We start from the raw sequence: 1,196 nt of genomic DNA, 5'->3' as shown, positions 1-1,196 counted from the left end.
CTTGTAGGCCGACTTGATGCCGCTGAAGACGTTGCGCGTCTTCGCCTCGCCCACGTCGAGCGTCAGGCGCAGCAGCTTGTCGCTGCCCTCGACGGCCTCGCAGGCGACGATCTTCGCGATGCGCAGGTCGACCTTGGCGAAATCCTCGATTCTGATCTCGGGGGCGAGCGGCTCGCCGCCCGGCGGCGGCAGCTCGATGACCGGCGGCTCGAGCAGCTTGTCGAGCAGCGCCGGGTCGACGCGCTGCATCAGGTGCTTGTAGTCGCCGATCGTGTGGCCGCCGATCGCGCGCGCCGCATCGGCGAACACCATCGGCTCGACCTTCAGGAAGGCCTCGACCTGCACCGCCAGCGCCGGCAGCACCGGCTTCAGGTAGATGGTCAGCACGCGGAAGGCCTCGATGCAGACGCTGCACACGTCGTGCAGCACCGCCTCCTGGCCTTCCTTCTTCGCGAGGTCCCAGGGCTTGTTCTGGTCGACGTACTCGTTCACGCGGTCGGCCAGCAGCATCACCTCGCGCAGCGCCTTGCCGTACTCGCGCTCCTCGTAGAGCGTCTCGAGGGCCTGGCGGTGGTGGCGCAGGCCGTCGAGCAGCGAGCGGCCCTCGACGCCGAGGTCGGCCGACAGCCGCCCGCCGAAGCGCTTGCTGAGGAAGCCGGCGGCGCGGCTCGCGATGTTGATGTACTTGCCGACCAGGTCGGAGTTGATGCGGGCGATGAAGTCGTCGGGGTTGAAGTCGATGTCCTCGACCTTCGCGTTCAGCTTGGCCGCAATGTAGTAGCGCAGCCATTCCGGGTTCAGCCCGACCTCGAGGTACTTCAGCGGCGAGATGCCGGTGCCGCGGCTCTTGCTCATCTTCTCGCCGCCGTTGACGGTGATGAAGCCGTGCACGTTGACGTGGTCCGGCGTCTTGCGGCCGCTGAAATGCAGCATCGCCGGCCAGAACAGCGTGTGGAAGTAGGTGATGTCCTTGCCGATGAAGTGCACCTGCTCGACCGCCGGGTCGGCGAAGAACGCGTCGTAGTCGCGCCCGGTCTTGTCGAAGTAGTTCTTCAGCGACGCGAGGTAGCCGACCRGCGCGTCGAGCCAGACGTAGAAGTACTTGTCCTCGGTGTCGGGGATGCGGATGCCGAAGTAGGGCGCATCGCGGCTGATGTCCCAGTCGGCCAGGCCGCCGTGGCCGTGCTCGTCGACGG

At 66.9% G+C, this 1,196-nt stretch carries 1 protein-coding gene; it reads right to left on the bottom strand.

Annotated features, from left to right (window positions below):
- On the bottom strand, nt 1-1,196 hold a 1,196-nt coding region (locus AC1D01_RS35640; RefSeq protein ID WP_477874383.1), incomplete at both ends, for a class I tRNA ligase family protein.

The sequence above is a fragment of the Rhizobacter sp. P3_B12 genome (assembly GCF_056402895.1).
The sequence above is the reverse complement of the archived record's forward strand: the minus strand, read 5'-3'. Positions and strand labels throughout refer to the sequence as shown.